At 65.7% G+C, this 17,140-nt stretch carries 18 protein-coding genes and 4 tRNA genes; 15 read left to right on the top strand and 7 right to left on the bottom strand.

The genetic code is table 11. The annotated features are described in order from the left end of the window. Window positions 1-22: 22 nt before the first annotated feature. On the top strand, window positions 23-991 hold the full coding sequence (locus FHR04_RS16430; protein WP_139404357.1) for an ABC transporter substrate-binding protein: 969 nt from the start codon (window positions 23-25) through the stop codon (window positions 989-991). Window positions 992-1,256: 265 nt separating this feature from the next. Here FHR04_RS16430 and FHR04_RS16435 read toward each other — a convergent pair whose 3' ends face one another. Next, a complete protein-coding gene (locus FHR04_RS16435) occupies window positions 1,257-3,140 on the bottom strand; it encodes an ABC transporter ATP-binding protein (RefSeq protein ID WP_139404358.1) in 1,884 nt (627 codons plus the stop codon). Next, complete coding sequence (locus FHR04_RS16440) at window positions 3,137-5,107, bottom strand: ABC transporter ATP-binding protein (protein WP_375782588.1); 1,971 nt, start codon at window positions 5,105-5,107, stop codon at window positions 3,137-3,139. Before FHR04_RS16440 ends, FHR04_RS16435 begins: the two co-directional genes overlap by 4 nt. Before the next feature lie 497 nt (window positions 5,108-5,604). Here FHR04_RS16440 and FHR04_RS16445 point away from each other — a divergent pair. The 13 genes from FHR04_RS16445 (at window position 5,605) to rplL (ending at window position 11,717) form a co-directional block, all read left to right on the top strand. Then, window positions 5,605-5,680: transfer RNA gene (locus FHR04_RS16445), tRNA-Thr, on the top strand. A 46-nt stretch (window positions 5,681-5,726) separates the two neighbouring features. Beyond that, window positions 5,727-5,812: transfer RNA gene (locus tag FHR04_RS16450), tRNA-Tyr, on the top strand. Window positions 5,813-5,827: 15 nt separating this feature from the next. Continuing rightward, window positions 5,828-5,900, top strand: a tRNA-Gly gene (locus FHR04_RS16455). A 32-nt stretch (window positions 5,901-5,932) separates the two neighbouring features. Beyond that, a tRNA-Thr gene (locus FHR04_RS16460) sits at window positions 5,933-6,007 on the top strand. 209 nt (window positions 6,008-6,216) lie between these two features. Further along, complete coding sequence (gene tuf, locus FHR04_RS16465) at window positions 6,217-7,434, top strand: elongation factor Tu (protein ID WP_039681653.1); 1,218 nt, start codon at window positions 6,217-6,219, stop codon at window positions 7,432-7,434. 100 nt (window positions 7,435-7,534) lie between these two features. Next, window positions 7,535-8,098, top strand: a complete 564-nt coding sequence (locus FHR04_RS16470) for a pyridoxamine 5'-phosphate oxidase family protein (RefSeq protein WP_139404359.1) — start codon at window positions 7,535-7,537, stop codon at window positions 8,096-8,098. 179 nt (window positions 8,099-8,277) lie between these two features. After that, a complete protein-coding gene (gene rpmG, locus FHR04_RS16475; protein WP_029479293.1) occupies window positions 8,278-8,445 on the top strand; it encodes a 50S ribosomal protein L33 in 168 nt (55 codons plus the stop codon). Window positions 8,446-8,521: 76 nt separating this feature from the next. Next, entirely contained in the window at window positions 8,522-8,701 is a 180-nt protein-coding gene (secE, locus tag FHR04_RS16480) for a preprotein translocase subunit SecE (protein ID WP_039681651.1), read from the top strand. Further along, complete coding sequence (nusG, locus tag FHR04_RS16485) at window positions 8,698-9,270, top strand: transcription termination/antitermination protein NusG (RefSeq protein WP_039681650.1); 573 nt, start codon at window positions 8,698-8,700, stop codon at window positions 9,268-9,270. The genes secE and nusG overlap by 4 nt, the downstream gene beginning before the upstream one ends. Before the next feature lie 155 nt (window positions 9,271-9,425). After that, on the top strand, window positions 9,426-9,860 hold the full coding sequence (rplK, locus tag FHR04_RS16490; RefSeq protein WP_039681649.1) for a 50S ribosomal protein L11: 435 nt from the start codon (window positions 9,426-9,428) through the stop codon (window positions 9,858-9,860). Then, window positions 9,853-10,548 carry a 50S ribosomal protein L1 gene (gene rplA, locus FHR04_RS16495; RefSeq protein ID WP_039681648.1) on the top strand — a complete coding sequence of 232 codons (696 nt, stop codon included), beginning with the start codon at window positions 9,853-9,855 and terminating at the stop codon, window positions 10,546-10,548. The genes rplK and rplA overlap by 8 nt, the downstream gene beginning before the upstream one ends. Before the next feature lie 212 nt (window positions 10,549-10,760). Beyond that, window positions 10,761-11,276, top strand: a complete 516-nt coding sequence (rplJ, locus tag FHR04_RS16500; protein ID WP_039686277.1) for a 50S ribosomal protein L10 — start codon at window positions 10,761-10,763, stop codon at window positions 11,274-11,276. A gap of 75 nt (window positions 11,277-11,351) precedes the next feature. Next, complete coding sequence (rplL, locus tag FHR04_RS16505; RefSeq protein WP_039681647.1) at window positions 11,352-11,717, top strand: 50S ribosomal protein L7/L12; 366 nt, start codon at window positions 11,352-11,354, stop codon at window positions 11,715-11,717. A gap of 70 nt (window positions 11,718-11,787) precedes the next feature. Here the strand turns inward: rplL and FHR04_RS16510 are convergent, their stop codons facing one another. From FHR04_RS16510 to FHR04_RS16530, 5 genes are all read right to left on the bottom strand, one after another. After that, window positions 11,788-12,381, bottom strand: a complete 594-nt coding sequence (locus FHR04_RS16510; protein ID WP_139404360.1) for a hypothetical protein — start codon at window positions 12,379-12,381, stop codon at window positions 11,788-11,790. Beyond that, the gene (locus tag FHR04_RS16515) at window positions 12,327-12,665 is read right to left on the bottom strand and encodes a GIY-YIG nuclease family protein (RefSeq protein WP_139404361.1); all 339 of its coding nucleotides are present in this window, start codon (window positions 12,663-12,665) and stop codon (window positions 12,327-12,329) included. Before FHR04_RS16515 ends, FHR04_RS16510 begins: the two co-directional genes overlap by 55 nt. Beyond that, window positions 12,662-13,225, bottom strand: coding sequence for a DUF2239 family protein (locus tag FHR04_RS16520; RefSeq protein ID WP_139404362.1), 564 nt, complete (start codon window positions 13,223-13,225; stop codon window positions 12,662-12,664). The genes FHR04_RS16515 and FHR04_RS16520 overlap by 4 nt, the downstream gene beginning before the upstream one ends. A 91-nt stretch (window positions 13,226-13,316) precedes the next feature. Then, window positions 13,317-13,628: a hypothetical protein gene (locus FHR04_RS16525; RefSeq protein ID WP_139404363.1), complete on the bottom strand. Its 312-nt coding sequence runs from the start codon at window positions 13,626-13,628 to the stop codon at window positions 13,317-13,319. Window positions 13,629-13,633: 5 nt separating this feature from the next. After that, the gene (locus tag FHR04_RS16530; protein ID WP_139404364.1) at window positions 13,634-14,425 is read right to left on the bottom strand and encodes a tetratricopeptide repeat protein; all 792 of its coding nucleotides are present in this window, start codon (window positions 14,423-14,425) and stop codon (window positions 13,634-13,636) included. 313 nt (window positions 14,426-14,738) lie between these two features. Between FHR04_RS16530 and FHR04_RS16535 the strand changes: the two genes are divergently transcribed. Continuing rightward, on the top strand, window positions 14,739-17,114 hold the full coding sequence (locus FHR04_RS16535) for a putative bifunctional diguanylate cyclase/phosphodiesterase (protein WP_170213995.1): 2,376 nt from the start codon (window positions 14,739-14,741) through the stop codon (window positions 17,112-17,114). Window positions 17,115-17,140: the final 26 nt, after the last annotated feature.

Here is a 17,140-nt window from a genome sequence, read left to right on the forward strand (position 1 = left end):
GCCCGCTTCTATACTCGGGCCCATGAAGCGACTTGCCCTCCTCTCCCTGACCCTGCTGCTGGGAATCAGCGTTCAGACCAGTCAGGCCCAGTCCCCGACGAGAACCGTCAACATCGGCCTGGGCTACAACCCTGACGTGCAGTTCACGCCGTTTTACGTGGCCGACAAGCTGGGCTACTTTGCCGCCGAGGGCCTCAAGGTCAACTACCAGCACGGCTACGTTCCCCAGCTCATACCGCTGCTGTTGCAGGGTAAGCTGGACTTCGTGGTGGGCGATCCCGAGGACGCTATCTTCGCCAAAAATCAGGGCGCGGACGTGAAGTACATCATGACCATGTACCAGAAGAATCCGGTGACGGTCTTCAGTCTCAAGCCGCTGAACGGGATTGCCAGCCTAAAGGGCAAAACGGTGGGCATTCCTGGCCCCTACGGCAGCAGCTACCACGCCATCCAGGCCCTGCTGGACAGCGCCAAACTCACGGAGGGCAAGGACATCAAGCTGTCCACCATCGGCTTCACGCAGCAGGACGCCGTGCGGGCCGGACGGGTGGACGCCGCCGTGGGGTACCTCAACAACGACGTGGTGCTGCTGGGCCAGTCGGTGGGCCAGAAGGTCTACACCCTGGACATCTCGGACGCGTACCCGATGGTGGGCGTGGGCCTGATCGCCAGCGGCAAGTCGTTGACCGGTGATCTGGCGGCCAAGGTGGTGCGGGCCAGCCAGCGCGGCCTGAAATTCACGGTGGCGGACCCGGCCCGCGCCTTCAAGCTGGCGCAACCGGTGTTCGGCAAGGCCGGGACGCTGGAGATTCTCAAGGCCAGCACGCCGCTGATGACCAGCGCCTACACCCAGGCCAACGGCATCGGCGCCAGCAGCCCCGCCGCGTGGACCAAGGCGGTGGCGGCGCTGATCAAGCAGGGCAATCTGCCCGCCGGGGCGAAGGCAACCGACTATTACACCAACAGCTTCATCAGCAAGACGCTGAAGTAGCTGAAGTAAGCGCCACAAAAAGACCGAAAAGAGAGGCCGGAGTGCATTGCGCTTCCGGCCTCTTCTCTGTTTCTCCCCGTTCCCCGCGTCATACGGATTCCGTCTGTAACGCGACAGAAATCGGGACAGCTCCGATTTCTACACTCCACGCCCGGAGGGATGTTTTTCTCCTTCTCGCTATCGTCGCGGACAGACGCCCATGAGGACGCTGCTCCTCCCCCTCGGATTTCCAGGTGTTTTCAACACCTTTCAATCGGAGTCGGTCTCAGTCCGCCGCGTCGGCCTGCGAGTACTGCAGGCGGTGCAGCCGGGCGTAGTAGCCGCCGTGCTCCAGCAGTTCGCTGTGGCTGCCCTGCTCCACCACGCGGCCCTTGCGCATCACCACGATGCGGTCACAGTGCTCGATGGTGCTGAGGCGGTGCGCGATGATGATGCTGGTGCGCCCGGACATCACCTTGACCAGCGCCTGCTGAATGCGCAGCTCGGTCTCGGTGTCCACGTTGGCGGTGGCCTCGTCCAGCACCAGCAGGATGTCGGGGTTCTGGATCAGCGCGCGGGCGAAGGCCAGCAGCTGCTTCTGCCCGGTGGACAGCGTCGCGCCGCGCTCGCGCACCTCGGTCTGGTAGCCGTTTTCCAGCGACAGGATGTAGTCGTGGACACCCACGTACTTGCACGCCTCCACCACGCGCTCGTGGGGAATGGTCTCGTTGTTCAGGGTCAGGTTGCTCTCGATGGTGCCGGCGAATAAAAAGACGTCCTGCAGCACCACGCCCACATGCTTTCTCAGGTCATGCTGGGCCAGGTCGCGCACGTTCTCGCCGTCCACCTTCACGGCCCCGCGTTGCACGTCATAGAAGCGGCTGACCAGGGCCGTGACGCTGGTCTTGCCCGCCCCGGTTGCGCCCACCAGCGCCACGCTCTCGCCCGGCTGGATGTGCAGGTCGATGCCGCGCAGAATCCAGCGGTCATCGCTGTCGGGCGTCTCGGCGGTCACGGTCTGATCGTAGGCGAACCAGACCTTCTCGAAGTCCACCCGGCCCTCGAAATGGGGCAGCGTCTTGGCGTCGGGCTTGTCGGCAATCTCCTCTTCGGTGTCCAGCACGCCGAAGATGCGCTCGCTGGAGGCCATCGCCGCTTGCAGGGTATTGAACACGTCGGCCAGATCCTGAATCGGCTGGAACAATTGCTGCGACAGCTGGATAAAGGCGAACAGCGTCCCCACCGTGATGGCCCCGGCCACCACGCCGGTTTGCAGCGCCCCATTGGCGTCCACGCCCACGCCCAGAATCTGCCGGGAGGCGAAGTAAAGGATCAGGGCCACGGCCACCTGTCCCAGCACCGCCACCACCGGCATGAACAGCGAGAACCAGTGGACGCTGTCCTCGTTGGCCCTCAGCAGGGCGCGGTTGCTGTGGTCGAAATCCAGCGCGCTGCGCCGTTCGCGCCCGAACAGTTGCACGGTCAGCATCCCCGTGATGTTCTCGTTGAGCTTGCTGTTGACGGTGGCCTGCTGGGTGCGGGTGTTGCGGAAGGCGTCGCGCAGTTTGGTGCGGAAGAAGTTGGTGGAAAAGTACAGCACCGGCAGCACGGAAAAGCTGATCAGGGCCAGCCGCCAGTTCACGCTGAGCATGATCACCACGTACACCACGATGATAAACGTGCTCTGAATCAGGCTGACCAGGCCGTTGGTGATGAACTGGTTGATGGCGTCCACGTCGCTGGTCACGCGGGTAATCAGGCGGCCCACCGGGTTCTGATCGAAGTAGGCCAGTTGCAGGCGTTGCAATTTGCTGAACACGTCGGCGCGGATGTCGCGCAGCACGTTCTGGCCCAGGTAGCCGATGGCGAGGGCGAAAGCGTACTGCAGACCGAATTGCACCACCTTGAGGCCCGCGTACAGCAGCGCGGTCAGGGTCAGGCCCCGGTACAGCGCGTCCAGGTTGCTGTTGCCTTGCAGCGCCAGCGGCGTCAGGTACGCGTCGATGGCGTGGCGCTGAATCAGCGCGAACACCGGCGAGGCCAGCGAGATCAGCAGCGCCAGCACGATGCCGCCGATCACCAGCCGCAGGTAGGGCTGAACGTAGCGCAGCACGCGGCGCGTGAGCTGGGCGTCGAATTCCTTCTTGTAGCTGTCGTCGGGGGCGGTCACTTCAGCACCTCCTGACGGGTCTGCTGGTTGGGCTGGAGTTGTGTCGCCTGGGCCTCCCGGATGGCTTCCCGGCGCGCGGCCAGACGGTCCGCCGCTGCCTCAGGATCGCTGATCGCGTCGTCGTCCTCGTCCAGATCGCTGGCCAGGCGTTGCAGGCGCTCCAGCTCGGCGTAGTGGCCGTTCAATGTCAGCAGTTCGTCGTGGCTGCCCTGCTCGGTCACGCGGCCCTCTTCCAGCACTACGATGTGGTCGGCGTGGCGCAGGGTGCTGACGCGGTGGGCGATCAGAATCACGGTGCGGCCCTGACTGACTTCCCGCAGGCCGTCCAGAATCTTACGCTCGGTCTCGGTGTCCACCGCTGAGAGGCTGTCATCCAGAATGAGAATCGCCGGTTCGCGCACGATGGCCCGAGCAATGGCGGTGCGCTGGCGCTGGCCGCCCGAAAGCGTCACGCCGCGCTCGCCCAGCAGGGTTTCGAAGCCCTCGGGAAAGCCCTCGATGTCCTCCAGCAGTCCGGCCAGGCGGGCGGCATTGCGCACCCGCTCGGGGTCCGGCTGCTGCGGGATGTCCGGCACCGGCGGCGCGCCCACCACGCTCACGCCCGTTTTTACCAGGGGCAATTCCTGCTTCTCCACCCCGAAGGCGATGTTGTTGGCCAGGGTGTCCCCGAACAGGAAAGGCTCCTGCGGCACCACCGCCACCGCGTCGTGCAGCACTTTCAGCGGAATCACGCGCAGGTCGTGGCCGTCCATCCGGATCACGCCGGAGCTGGGGTCCATGCTGCGGGTGATCAGCTGGCCCAGCACGGTCTTGCCGCTGCCAGTGGGGCCGGTGATGCCCAGGAACGTCCCGGCGGGAACATGCAGGTCGATATTTTTCAGCACCTCACGGTTACCGTAATTCATCGACACGTTCTGGAAGCGCAGGTCGCCGTCCAGGGTCTGAATGCTGCGGTCGGTGCGCCCCGGCACGTCCTGCACCTGGGCGCGGGCGTCGTACAGCTCGCGCAGGCGCAGCCAGGAGGCCAGCCCGCGCTGGGTCACGCCGGTAATCCAGCCGATCATCAGCATCGGGAAGGTCAGGCGTTCCAGCGTGCCCACGAACTGCACGAACATCCCCACGGTGAACGCTCCGTTGGAAGTCAGGATCAGCCGCCCGCCCACCAGCAGGATCAGCGCGAAGGCCAGGCCCAGCAGCAGCCCCATGAAGGAGCGCAGCGGGCCGTCCACCTTCGTCAGGGCGATGTTGCGCTTCAGCAGTTCCAGGTTCATGGCCTTGTACTCGGCGATTTCGCGGTCTTCAATCGCGTAGCCCTTGACCACCCGCGCGCCGCTGAAGTTCTCCTGCGCCTTGCCCGCGATCTTGCTGTTCTGCTCCTGCGCCAGCCGGTGGCGCACGTTGATCAGCCGCGCCAGGTACGTCAGCACGCCCACGATAACCGGCACCACCGCCAGCACGATCAGGGTCAGTTGCCAGCTCAGGCTGAACATCACGGCGAACGAGGTCACGAATCCCGACACGATGTTCACGATCTGCCACGCGCCGAAGCCCAGCATTTCGCGCACGGCACTCAGGTCGCCGGTCAGGCGGTTCATCAGATCGCCAGTGCTGGCGCGGTCGTAATACGGCTTGTCCAGCCCCTGCAGGTGGGCAAAGATGTCGCGCCGGACCTCGTACTCGGTCTGGCGCGAGGCCACCACGATCAGGCGGCGCATGTACAGCATGAACACGCCCGCCGCCAAGGCCGCCGCCACGATGCCCAGCGCATACCAGCCCGCCTGCGCCAGGGTGATGCCGGGAGTGCCGGGATCGCCGTCGCGCGCGCCGGTCAGGCCATCGATGGCCAGGCGAATGAAGTAGAAGGGAAGCAGGTTAATGCTGTTGGCAAAGATGACCAGCACCATGCCGATGATGTACTGGCGCTGGTGCATCTTGAGATAGGGCCACAGGGATCGCAGACTGTCCAAGGAAAACCTCGTCGTAAGAAAAAAAGAGGGGCGAAGCTTCAGCGGCTGTTCTAGAACACCCAGAATATGCCTGGAACAGCCCGTGCGCCGGACAGCATACGCCTGATGGCGAACCAGCGAATGCGCCGAATGGCCCATACGATTCGGTTTTTCTTGGGAATAGGACGGCGCAATGGGCCTTCGGAACCACCTCACGATGCGTCTACGAGGCAGCGTATCTTCGCTTCAGCGGCGTGGCCCGCCCATCCTTGATGTCCTTGCGGCTGATGAACGATGGTCACAGCAGCAGCGGCAGAAAACGGGCGCCCAGCGGCAAAATCGAAGCTGTTCGGATGCGCCGACAAGACGTTATCCGAGGGCAGGGGCGCCCTTTCAGCAATGTCGCCTCCACCGAGGTTTGACACCCTTCATAGGCGGTGCTACTATTCCCAGCCGGAAGTGACTGTGCTTGCACGACCCCTTCCGCACTCAGGCGGGACAGATTCACCTTCGCTCAAGCCACCCTAGCTCAACTGGTAGAGCACCCGATTTGTAATCGGAAGGTTGTCGGTTCGATTCCGATGGGTGGCTCCACAGTTTCGCTGCCGGCGTCGTTTGACGGTGAAACCATGACAACTGCGGGTAGGTGGCCGAGTGGTTAAAGGCGACAGACTGTAAATCTGTTCACGTACGTGTACGGCGGTTCGAATCCGCCCCTGCCCACCAGCGTTTTACCTTTCTGCGGGAATAGCTCAGTTGGTAGAGCGTCAGCTTCCCAAGCTGAATGTCGCGAGTTCAAGTCTCGTTTCCCGCTTTCTTCTTTTCCCCTTCGCCCCTTTCAGACGCGCTTCTGTAGCTCAGTGGTAGAGCACTCCCTTGGTAAGGGAGAGGTCATCGGTTCGAACCCGATCAGAAGCTCCAGCAATCTCGGCAGAGTTCCACGGTTTGATCGAAGGCGGCCCCCATGTTCATGTGTGGGCCGCTTTTGATGACCCGCCCAGCGCACCCCACCCGCCAAAGGTAAGGAAGTCCTTTGCACACACGGTGCAGACGGCTACACTGTCGGGGCTTGTCCGGGAACCGGACAGTTTCCACCCCGCTCTTTCAGTCTTTCTCAGGAGGACACGAACATGGCAAAAGGAACCTTTACGCGCACGAAGCCGCACGTGAACATCGGGACCATCGGTCACGTGGACCACGGCAAGACCACCCTGACGGCCGCCATCACCTTCACGGCCGCCGCCATGGACCCCACCATCGAAACGATGGACTACAACCAGATCGACAAGGCCCCTGAAGAAAAGGCCCGCGGCATCACCATCAACACCTCGCACGTCGAGTACCAGACCGAGAGCCGCCACTACAGCCACGTCGACTGCCCCGGTCACGCCGACTACGTCAAGAACATGATCACCGGCGCGGCCCAGATGGACGGCGCCATCCTGGTCGTCAGCAGCGCTGACGGCCCCATGCCCCAGACCCGCGAGCACATCCTGCTGGGCCGTCAGGTCGGCATCCCCTACATGGTCGTCTTCATGAACAAAGTCGACATGGTCGACGACGAAGAACTGCTGGAACTCGTGGAAATGGAAGTGCGCGAGTTGCTCTCCAAGTACGAATTCCCCGGTGACGATCTGCCGGTGGTCAAGGGCAGCGCGCTGCAGGCCCTCGAAGCCCTGCAGAAGAACCCCAAGACCGCCCGCGGCGAAGACAAGTGGGTCGACCACATCTGGGAGCTGCTGGACGCCATCGACAGCTACATCCCCACCCCCGAGCGTGACACCGACAAGGCCTTCCTGATGCCGGTCGAAGACGTGTTCACCATCACCGGGCGCGGCACCGTGGCCACCGGACGCATCGAGCGCGGCATCGTCAAGATTCAGGACGAAGTCGAGATCGTGGGCCTGCGCGACACCAAGAAGACCACCGTGACCGGCGTGGAAATGCACCGCAAGCTGCTGGATTCCGGCATGGCCGGCGACAACGTGGGCGTGCTGCTGCGCGGCGTGGCCCGTGACGACGTGGAACGCGGTCAGGTGCTGAGCAAGCCCGGCAGCATCAAGCCGCACACCAAGTTCGAGGCCAGCACCTACGTGCTGTCCAAGGATGAGGGTGGGCGTCACTCGGCGTTCTTCGGTGGGTACCGCCCGCAGTTCTACTTCCGCACGACGGACGTGACCGGCGTGGTGGAACTGCCCGAAGGCGTGGAAATGGTGATGCCCGGCGACAACATCACCTTCACCGTCGAGCTGATCAAGCCCATCGCCATGGAAGAAGGCCTGCGCTTCGCCATCCGTGAAGGCGGCCGCACCGTCGGCGCCGGCGTTGTCACCAAGGTGATCGAATAAGGTTCCATGTCAACTGAAGGGGGGAGGCCTGCGGGCCTCCCCTTTTCGTTGCCTCAGTTGTCGTTGCCTCAGCCGGAAGGCGTTGCGTTAGCCTGACGCTATGGCAAAACAGTTTGCGGCCATCGGCCCGGACCACCAGGGCTTCATCGAGCGGCAACCGGTCTTCTTTGTCGGCACGGCAGCCCCCGACGGACGGGTCAATGTCTCCCCCAAAGGCATGGACAGCCTGCGGGTCCTGGGGCCGAACCGGGTGATGTGGTTGAACGTGACCGGCAGCGGCAACGAGACGGCTGCGCATCTGCTGCAGCTGCCGCGCATGACGCTGATGTTCTGCGCCTTCGAGGGTGCGCCGCTGATCCTGCGCCTGTACGGCACGGCCCGCATGGTCCAGCCGGATCAGGCCGAGTGGGCAGACCTTTACGGCCAGTTTCCGCCCTTGCCCGCCGCGCGTCAGATCTACCTGCTGGACGTCGATCTGGTGCAGACCTCGTGCGGCATGGCCGTGCCGCTGATGGAGTTCCGCGAGGAACGCGAGACCCTCAATGACGTTCACCGCAAGCTGAGTGACCAGCAGCTGGATGACTACCGGCAACGCAAGAACGCGCGGAGCATCGACGGATTCCCGACGGACCTGCCCCGCCCCGCCGAGCCGCAGCCGTCCTGAAGCGGCGGTGGACAGCCCGCCCATGACGGTTTATACTCGTGGGTGTTGCCCGCCACCCCGGCGGGCTTTTACCAGCGAATGATCCTGCCCCGTCAGAGTGACGCCCGGCAGGCGCTGGGAGCAGTTTCCCGCTGTTGCAAGGCTGCAATGGGCGGAAAACGGCGAAAGGAGCGAACAGCATGGCGAAAGACGGACCCCGCATCATTGTGAAGATGGAAAGCACCGCCGGCACGGGCTTTTACTACACCACCACCAAGAACCGCCGCAACACGCAGGCCAAGCTGGAACTGCGCAAGTATGACCCCATGGCGAAAAAGCATGTGGTCTTCAAGGAGAAGAAGGTCTGATTGCGGTGTGCTCCCGGCCGCACATGCTGGTCTGGAGCGGCCCATTCAGTGCCCTTCCTCTCCCGCAGGTGAATGCATGAATTTGATTCAGTACTTCCGTGATTCGCGCGCCGAACTCTCGCGCGTGTCGTGGCCGACGCGCCAGCAGGTGCTTGAAGGCACGCAGGCCGTGCTGATCTTCGTCGTGGCCCTGTCTCTCATCGTGTACGTGCTGGACCTGCTCTTCAGCAACGTGATCCAGCTGGTGCTGCCATGAGCATCGAATGGTACGCCGTCCACACCTACGTGGGCCAGGAAGACCGTGTGGAACAGCACCTGATGGACCGCGCGGGCAAACTGGGCATGCGCGGCACCAAGATCTTCCAGGTGCTGCAACCCACCGAGAAGGCCGTGGAACTGCGCGACGGCGGCAAGAAGGAAACCGTGGAGCGCAAGCTGTTTCCCGGCTACGTCTTTGTGCAGATGGATGTGGAAGACGACGACTCCCCTGGCGAACTGGGCGAGTCGTGGGAAGTGGTGCGCGGCACCAGCGGCGTGACCGGCTTTGTCGGCACCGCCACCCGTCCCGTGCCACTGTCCTACGAGGAGGTCCAGCGTCTGCTGTCCTCGGTGGGCGTGGGCGTGCAGCCCAAGGCCGCCGAAGCCCCGCGCGTCAAGGCCGATTTCAAGGCGGGCGACATGGTGCGCGTCACCGGCGGTCCCTTCGCGGACTTCAGCGGCGTGATCAGCGAGATCAACGTGCCGCAGGCCAAGGTCAAGGTGCTGGTCAGCATCTTTGGCCGCGAAACGCCGGTGGAACTGGATTTCAGCCAGGTGGCCAAGTAAGCCCGGAAAAACCCAGTCTGTTTCCTGCCGCACTTGGCAGAAGAGGGCTGAGCGAGTAAAATGAAAAAGTTGCTGCCAAGCTGCCCCTGACGGGCGGCGCAGGCGGAACTTAGCGCCAGCACCCCGGACCCATCAGGGGGAGCTAAGGAGTCGAAATGAAGAAAGTCACCGGCATCGTCAAATTGCAACTGCCTGCAGGCAAGGCCACCCCGGCCCCGCCTGTCGGCCCCGCGCTGGGTCAGTACGGCGCGAACATCATGGAGTTCACCAAGGCCTTCAACGCCCAGACGGCGGACAAGGGTGACGCGATTATTCCTGTGGAGATCACCATCTTCGCGGACCGCAGCTTCACCTTCATCACCAAGACCCCGCCCATGAGCTACCTGATCCGCAAGGCCGCAGGCCTGACCAAGGGCAGCGCCACGCCCAACAAGGCCAAGGTCGGCAAGTTGAACTGGGATCAGGTCATGGAAATCGCCAAGACCAAGATGCCCGACCTGAACGCGGGCAGCGTGGAAGCCGCCGCCAACACCGTCGCGGGCACTGCGCGCAGCATGGGCGTCACCATTGAGGGAGGCCCCAATGCCTAAGCACGGCAAGCGCTACCGCGCACTGGAAGGAAAGGTCGACCGCGACAAGCAGTACACCATTGAGGAAGCGGCCGCCCTGGTCAAGGACATCGCCACGGCGAAGTTCGACGAGACGGTGGAAATCCACTTCCGCCTGGGCATCGACCCCCGCAAGAGCGATCAGAACGTGCGCGGCACGGTTTCGCTGCCGCACGGCACGGGCCGCAGCGTGCGGGTGGCCGTGATCACCAAGGGCGACAACATCGCCGCTGCCGAGGCTGCTGGCGCCGACGTGGCGGGCGGCGACGAGCTGATCGAGCGCATCGCTGGTGGCTTCATGGACTTTGACGCCGTGGTGGCCACCCCCGACATGATGGCCTCGGTGGGTCAGAAGCTGGCCCGTCTGCTGGGGCCGCGCGGCCTGCTGCCCAACCCCAAAAGCGGCACCGTCGGCCCCGACGTGACCGGCATGGTGTCGAGCCTCAAGGCCGGACGCATCGAGTTCCGCAACGACAAGACCGGCGTGATCCACGCGCCCATCGGCAAGGCCAGCTTCGATCCGGCCAACCTGAGCGCCAACTATGCCGCGCTGGTTTCCGCGCTGGAAGGGGCCAAGCCCAGCAGCGCCAAGGGCGTGTTCCTGCGCACCGCCTTCCTGACCACCACCATGGGGCCGAGCATTCCGCTGAGCCTCAGCGCCCAGTCCTGACCTTTTTCTGAGCGGGGGCTGCGGCCCCTCCTCATTTCCAACTTCCGGCACCCCGGTGCAACTTCGCACCTCTCCAATCCGTTTCTAGTGCGGCATCCAAGACAGCGGGGACCCCAGCCCAGGGTATAAAGATCCCGCCGAGTTGCCAGGCTGCGAAGCGCCAAGCGCGAAACTTGCACCTGGACTTGTTCAACCACGAGGAGGTTCACTGCGTGGCGAATCCCAAGAACGTGCAGACCCTCAGCACCCTGCAACAGAGCCTGAATGAAGTCGAGACGTTTTACGTCGTCGATTACCAGGGCCTGAATGCCGGACAGCTGAGCAAACTGCGCCAAGACATCCGCGAGAAGGGCGGGCAGCTGATCGTTGCCAAGAACACCCTGATCGACCGCGCCCTTCAGGACGGTGGACGCGACTTCGCCGACACCCTCAAAGGTCCCAGCGCCCTGGTGCTGGCCCACTCCGACCCCGCTGGCGTGGCGAAGGCACTGGCCGACGCCGCCAAGGGCAACGACAGGGGCATCCCAACCGTCAAGGGCGGCTTCCTGGAAGGCAACAAGGTGGACGTGAGCGTCGTCAACCGTCTGGCCAGCCTGGGCAGCAAGGAAACCCTGCAGGCCGAACTGGTCGGCGTCCTCAGCGCGCACCTCAGCAACTTCGTGGGCATCCTCGAAGCGTACAAGACCAAACTCGAAGAGGGCGGCGCGGCCGAGGGCACGGGCGCTTAAGCCCTGTCTCCTCTCCCCACCCCTTTTCCCAACAGCTTGAACTCAGCATTCAATCCATTTCTGGAGGAACATCACATGGCATACGACAAGCAGGCAATGATCGATCAACTCGGCACCCTCACCATCATGGAACTCGCGGACCTGATCGACGGCCTTAAAGAGCAGTGGGGCGTCACGGCGGCTGTCTCGATGGGCGGCGGCGCGGCGGCGGCGGCTCCGGCAGCCGAAGAGAAGACCGAGTTTGACGTCGTTCTGGTGAGCGCCGGCGCCAGCAAGATCAACGTCATTAAGGAAATCCGCGCCATCACCGGCCTGGGTCTGAAGGAAGCCAAGGACATGAGCGAGAAGGGCGGCGCGCTGAAGGAAGGCGTGGCCAAGGAAGAGGCCGAGAAGATGAAGGCCCAGCTGGAAGCCGCCGGCGCCACCGTCGAGCTGAAGTAAGTCCCCCTACCGGGAGTGCATTCCCCTCTGGCCCCTGCGTGGCTGGAGGGGTTTTCTTATGCCTTGAGGTTCAGCCTTGCCGCTGCGCCATTGCCTGCCGCACCAGCAGTGAGCTATCTCGGCGCAATTGTTCCAAGGTGTTAGGCGACAGGTCAGGGCGGGATGCCAGCACCAGCCGCACACCGTAATCCGGGTCACCCAGCAGCCCGGCGAGCAGTTCCAGCGACAGGTCAGGCCGCGCCGCCACCCGCGCCCGCACCTTCCAGACCCGGTGCCGCGCAAGCTGTTCAAGCTCCGCTGCACTCAGCGAGGGATGTCCGGCCACCGCCACCTGAAAGCGGGCGTCGGCGTGGGCCAGCCCGTAACGCCGCAGCCAGCCGGGGGCTTGCGGCTGGGCCACCAGCGACAGCACGGCCTCGGTGGGCCAGCCCTCCAGCAATCCCGAATGCGCCAGCCGCAGCAGGCCCAGGGCCGGGTTAGCCAGCACCTGGGCGGGGTGTTCAGCCGCCAGACGGCCCAGCACGGCGGCAGGCGTGTTGGGATGGGCAGCCACGGCGGCACGGGTTTCTGAAGATGGCTGCTTGGCCAGAAGCACCAACTGCGCTGCCGTCAGCCTCGCCGCGAGTACAGCTGCGCGGGAGGAAGGTTCAGTTTCTCCTGCCATAGCGTCAGCAGCTCCTTCAGATCGTCCACGGGTTCATCTCCCGGATTCTTCGGCGTGATCTCGTCCAGCACCTCGAACGAGAAGGCGTCGGGGCCGTCCGCCTTCCAGTCGGCCTGCATAGCCTTGTCTGGGTGCAGGCCATTCTGGAGCTGAAAGCGGATGCGGTTGAGCATCCCCTCCAGATGCAGGCTGTGGCCCAGCAGGGTGCGTCCGCTGGGCAGATGGCTCACGCGGTAGATGCCCATTCGCGGCGTGAAATCCTTGTACTGGCGCGGCGCGGTCACGGGTTCTCCGCAAACGCCGGGGCGGCCAGATACAGCGTGTGGCTACGGATGTCTTCGGGCCAGTTTTTCAGTTGGGCCTCAAAAGCCTCGCCATTCCCCGCGTACAGGGCGCGTCCAGCCTCCTCGTAGCCGGGCAGATCGCCCGCGATCACGCCCAGGAACCGGTCTGTGGCGGCCATTGCTGCGCGGCGGCGTTCCCCGTCCGGATCGGCTTTACGGGCCTCGTCGATCAACCGTCGCAACGCCGCCGAGGCCCCGCCGCGCTGGCCCTCCAGCCACTCCCAGTGCCGGGGCAGCAGCGTGACCTCGCGGGCCACGACGCCCAGTTTGGGGCGGCCCGGCCCGGTTTTGGCGGGTGCGGGGGCGTAGCGCTCCAGCACGTCTTGCAGGCTGCCGCGCAGATCGAAGTCGATCTGCCGTCCGGTCTGATCGTCGAAGGTCAGCAGGGGCGGTGCGGCCCCGCGTTCGCGGGTCTTGAGCAGGGCCAGCACTTCTGGCAGCGGGGCAGTGAGAAGGCGTTCGTGGCCCTGGAAAACAGTCAGCGTATGGGGGTCAGACATGACCCGATATTATCCGGGTAGAATAGCTAACGTCAATACCATCCGGGTAATATAAATAGCCGACTCAGCCTGGCGGCTTCAGGAGGGCGCCTCACTTTTTCGACTGTCCCACCCACCGGAGGCCCTGCCCGATCAACACGATCAGCACGCCGTAAAAAACCAGATCAAGCGCCAGAGCCACGGGCGGCGTCAGCCCATGCGCGGTCAGGTTCAGCGGCTCGTCCGCCGGATGCAGCGCCGTTCTGATCCAGGGAAGCGGCCAGCCCGCCTCCCGAACGGGCGCGGCGCAGGTGGCTCCCGGCGGACACGGCTGGGTGAGGACATAGGTTGTGCGCACATAGAACTGGCTTAGAACGGTACAGACCAGCGCCAGCAGATAGACCCTGACCGCTGGCCCCAGCACGGCCCTCACTTCAGCCCGCGCCTCAGGCCCGAGGCCAGATCGAACCACTCACGTTCCTGGCGGCGGTACAGCGGGGTGGCTCGGCTCTCGGTCTTGGCGATGGCCGCCAGCACCGTCTGCGCCTCGGCGGCGCGGCCCTGCGCCACCAGATACGCGGCGTAGCGGGCGCGCGGCTCCTCGGTGGTGGCGGCGGTCAGGGCGTCGCGGTAGGTGGCGTCGGCCTCCGGCTTGCCCTGCGCCTCCTGCGCCTGGGCCAGCAGGGTCAGGGCACGGGTGCGGGTGGCGGCGCTGGTCTTGAGATCCACGGCGTTCAGGCGGGTCTCGGCGCCAGCAGGGTTGCCGCGCGCCAGATCCAGCTCGGCGCTGGTGAGCAGCACCACCGGATCGTCGGCGTAGATGCCACTCAGCAGCGGATCGAGGGTGGCCTGCGCCTCGTCGCGGCGCCCGGCGCGGGCCAGCAGCGCGGCCAGCCCCGCGCGGTTGGCCAGCGTGTCGCTCTCGGACAGGCGTTCGCCCGCCTCCCGAATGCGGACGTCCAGCGGCTTGAGCGCCTCCACGCCGCGCGAAACCGCCTGTCCGGCCACCCGCCCGCCGCCGCGCAGCGAGGGGATTAGCACCATGAAGGTATAAGCCAGCGTCCCCAGCAGACCGAAAAAGCTGCCCAGCAGCGCCCCAAAGCCCAGCAGGAACATCCAGAAAATCTGCTGACGGGTCACGATAGCGTGCACCAGGCCCACCACGGCGAGCCCGCGCAGGACATTGTAAATCAGGGGGAGGTAGGGTTGAATGGCGTCCATTGGGCTCATGATAGTCGGCGGGCTGCGTGAACATGGGGTCCAGGATTGCCTGGGCGGTCCTCTCCGGCCTGGTGGCCGCACGCCGCGGGCAACGCCACCGATGGCCCACACAACTGACCGGAAGGTCAAAAGGTGAAGTCCCTCTCTTCTGACCGCCGACACACAAGAAAGTGGTGACACCCAGACCTCTAGGATGGGGACCAATGTCCAGGGCATGTCTCTTTCGGGCGCGACCTCCCGTTCTGCCGGGTGGTGTCCGGGTCAGCCCGCCGTGAAACGTGGGGGGGAGCCGACAACCGGACAGGCGCTGAGGGTGTCTCTGCTGGCCACCCTGCTCCTGGCACTGGCCCATCTGGGCTGGGCGGCGCTGCACCCGGGCGGCCAGGGCCGGCTGCTCCAGACCTGCTCGCTGGGGGTCCTGTACGCCTCGGCCCTGACCTGCTGGTTCGCGGCGCGCGTCACCCCCGAGACGGCGCTGACCTGGCGCTGGATGGCGTGGGCACTGGGGATCTACGCCGTGAGCAATACCGTCTACGTCCTGCTGGAACAGCGGAACGGGGCCGTGCCGTTTCCCTCGGTGCTGGACGCGTTCTACCTGGGTTTCTACGGGCTGTTCAGCGCGGCCTGTCTGGCCCTGCCGCGGCGGCCCCTGCGCCAGGCCGAGGCGTGGCGGCTGACCCTGGACGTGGGCATCGTGGCGGGCGCCCTGGGCGTGCTGCTGTGGTACGGCGCGCTGGCGTCCCGGCTGGGCACGGCCCAGACCACGCTGATCGGCAGTCTGGTCAGCCTGGCCTACCCCGGCGCCGGGCTGTCTGCGCTGGGCCTGCTGCTGCTGGTGATCCGGCGCCGCGAACGCTTCCAGCTGGAAGAAAGCCTGCTGGCGCTGGGCCTCATCATTTTCGTGATCGCCGACACGCTGTACCTGTTTCTGGGAGACCACGGCGGCTTCGCGTCGGGGCTGCCGGTGGACCTGCTGTGGACCGCCGGGGCCACGCTGTTTGCGCTGGCCGCCTGGCATTCGCCGCGGGCCGTGCCGCTGGGCCGTCCGCTGACGGCGGTGATCCGCGCCGCGCCCCGGTTCACCCGTCCGCTGTACACCCTGGCCCCCTATCTGGGCCTGATCGTCTGCTTCGCCATGGCCCTGCTGACCCACGGCGAGGACACGCTGGCCGCCCGTGGCGTGCTGTGGGGGACGGCGGGCGTGACCCTGCTGGTGGCCGCCCGGCAGCTGGCCGCCCTGACCGACAATGCCGCCCTGACCGCGCAGCTGGCCGCGCTGAACGCCACGCTGGAAAGCCGGGTGACCGCCCGCACCGCCGAGGTCGAGCGGGGCCGCGCCCAGCTGGAGGCACACGCCCTCGAGCTGGCCTGGCAGGCCCACCACGATTCGCTGACCGGCCTGCCCAACCGCGCCGGCTTTCTGACCGCGCTGGGCGAGGCAGTGGAGCGTCAGCAGGCGCCGGCTGAGGCAGGGCTGCCGGCTGACCTACTGGCCGTCCTGTTTCTCGATCTGGACGGCTTCAAGGGGATCAACGACACGCTGGGCCACACGGTGGGCGATCAGCTGCTGATCAAGGTGGCGGCCCGTCTGCGCGGCGCACAGCAACCCGGCGAATTCACGGCCCGGCTGGGCGGCGACGAGTTTATGGTGCTGACCTCGCAGCCGCCGCAAGCCCGTGCCCGGCAGGTGCTGGAACTGTTCACCGCCCCCTTTGACCTGTCGGGCCGCCCGGTCAGGATCAGCGCATCGGTGGGCGTCAGCGTGTATCCGGACAGCGGCCAGGACGCCGAGAGCCTGTACATGCACGCCGACGTCGCCATGTACGAGGCCAAGCGCGCCGGCAAGGACGCGGCCCGCGTCTTCCAGCCGCAGATGGCCGGGCAACGGTCCCAGACGCCACCCGAGGAGCGGCTGCGCGGCGCGCTGGAGCGCGGTGAATTCAGCCTGTTCTACCAGCCCATCTGCAATGCGGCGCGGCAGACCGTGACCCTGGAGGCGCTGCTGCGTTGGCACAGCCCCGAACTGGGGCTGCTGGCGCCGGGCCAGTTCCTGCCGGCGGCCCAGCGGCTGGGCCTGGAGGACCGGCTGGGCGACTGGGTGCTGAACGAGGCCTGCGCCCAGCTCGCGCGCTGGCACGCGGCAGGTCACGCCGATCTGCGGGTGGCGGTGAACATCTCGCGCAGCCAGCTGGAGCGTCCGGACCTGCCCGGGCAGGTGGGCACGGCGCTCGCCCGGCACCGCCTCAGCGGTAGCTGTGTGGAGTTCGAGCTGGCCGCGCCGCTGCCCGTCGGGGCTGAGGGGCAGGCCATACCTGTGATGCGCGCCGTGCAGGAACAGGGCGTGCGCTGGTCCCTGTGCGGCTTCGGCGCGGCGCAGTCGGCGCTGACGCCCCTGCTGCGCCTGCCCGTGCAGACCCTCAAGCTGGACCGTGGCCTGATCGGCGCCCTGGACGGTCCCCCGGACGGGCAGGCCCAGGCCCGACGCGCCGTGCAGGCCAGCGTCGCCCTGGCCGGGGCGCTGGGCCTGAGCGTGGTGGCCGAGGGGGTGGAAACCCACGCGCAGTGGGCCGCAGCGACGGCGCTGGGCTGTGACCTGGGCCAGGGCTTCTGGCTGGGCCATCCCCAGAACACGGCAAAAACAACCGCCCGTCTGGGCCACGCCCTGGAACAGCCGCACCCGCCGGGATGATGCCTGGACCGGGCGGGGCCAGCTCC

It is taken from the genome of Deinococcus radiopugnans ATCC 19172 (assembly GCF_006335125.1).
GTDB classification, from domain to species: Bacteria; Deinococcota; Deinococci; order Deinococcales; family Deinococcaceae; genus Deinococcus; species Deinococcus radiopugnans.

Coding starts and splice junctions, on each gene's coding strand:
- FHR04_RS16430 (WP_139404357.1), top strand. CDS start 23: ATGAAGCGACTTGCCCTCCTCTCCCTGACCCTGCTGCTGGGAATCAGC.
- tuf (WP_039681653.1), top strand. CDS start 6,217: ATGGCAAAAGGAACCTTTACGCGCACGAAGCCGCACGTGAACATCGGG.
- FHR04_RS16470 (WP_139404359.1), top strand. CDS start 7,535: ATGGCAAAACAGTTTGCGGCCATCGGCCCGGACCACCAGGGCTTCATC.
- rpmG (WP_029479293.1), top strand. CDS start 8,278: ATGGCGAAAGACGGACCCCGCATCATTGTGAAGATGGAAAGCACCGCC.
- secE (WP_039681651.1), top strand. CDS start 8,522: ATGAATTTGATTCAGTACTTCCGTGATTCGCGCGCCGAACTCTCGCGC.
- nusG (WP_039681650.1), top strand. CDS start 8,698: ATGAGCATCGAATGGTACGCCGTCCACACCTACGTGGGCCAGGAAGAC.
- rplK (WP_039681649.1), top strand. CDS start 9,426: ATGAAGAAAGTCACCGGCATCGTCAAATTGCAACTGCCTGCAGGCAAG.
- rplA (WP_039681648.1), top strand. CDS start 9,853: ATGCCTAAGCACGGCAAGCGCTACCGCGCACTGGAAGGAAAGGTCGAC.
- rplL (WP_039681647.1), top strand. CDS start 11,352: ATGGCATACGACAAGCAGGCAATGATCGATCAACTCGGCACCCTCACC.
- FHR04_RS16510 (WP_139404360.1), bottom strand. CDS start 12,381: ATGGCAGGAGAAACTGAACCTTCCTCCCGCGCAGCTGTACTCGCGGCG.
- FHR04_RS16520 (WP_139404362.1), bottom strand. CDS start 13,225: ATGTCTGACCCCCATACGCTGACTGTTTTCCAGGGCCACGAACGCCTT.
- FHR04_RS16530 (WP_139404364.1), bottom strand. CDS start 14,425: ATGGACGCCATTCAACCCTACCTCCCCCTGATTTACAATGTCCTGCGC.